This is a genomic window from Brachyspira pilosicoli (genome assembly GCF_019402445.1).
Taxonomy (GTDB): domain Bacteria; phylum Spirochaetota; class Brachyspiria; order Brachyspirales; family Brachyspiraceae; genus Brachyspira; species Brachyspira pilosicoli_B.
The window spans coordinates 1-704 of the sequence record NZ_SRZM01000223.1; the positions used below are offsets into that span (position 1 = coordinate 1).

The following is a 704-nucleotide window of genomic DNA, read 5'->3' on the forward strand; positions in this document are numbered from 1 at the left end:
TCCTCTATTATAATAAGCATCACTATCATTAGGGTTTAATTCTATTACTTTATTAAAATCTTTAATAGCTTCTTCATATTTACCTAAAGCTTTGTCATAATCTTTAATAGCTTTTTTGTATTTATTCAAACTTATTTTTATATTTCCAAATACTAAATAGCTTTCTGCATTATTTTTATCCAGCTTCAAAGCCATTTCAGCATCTTTTTTTGCTTTTTTATATTGTTCTAATCTATCTTTTGACCTGCCTCTTGCACTATAATATTTAGACTTAGTATTATCTAGTTCTATAGCTTTATCAAAAGACTGCACTGCTTCTTTATATTTTCTTTCTTTATAATAATTAACACCTTCTTCATAATATTTTTCACTATCTTCATTTGATATACTAATAGGTTTTATATTTAATAGTTTTTTAAAAAAGTAGTTAATAATTGACATACATAATTCCTAATACAAAATTATCCATATTATAATACAAAAAATAGTTTAATAACATAATAATATATAAAATTTTACGCACGGTTATAGAAGCTTTATATATAATAAAAATTTTAATTATAACTCTATCTATATTTTATATATTACTATACGTGCGGTATATACCTAAACAACTATATTTTGTCAAAAACAAATTTATATTTTTGTTGTTATATCTGGGGCTTTGCCCCCACACCCCCACTTCTTTTGCGACCGAAGGAAGT

Annotated in this window: 1 protein-coding gene; it reads right to left on the reverse strand. The window is 24.0% G+C overall.

Annotated features, from left to right (window positions below):
- Positions 1-441, reverse strand: a 441-nt coding sequence (locus tag E6A48_RS07810) for a tetratricopeptide repeat protein (RefSeq protein WP_219709475.1), incomplete at its 3' end; no start/stop codon positions are given.
- Between the last annotated feature and the right edge of the window lie 263 nt (positions 442-704).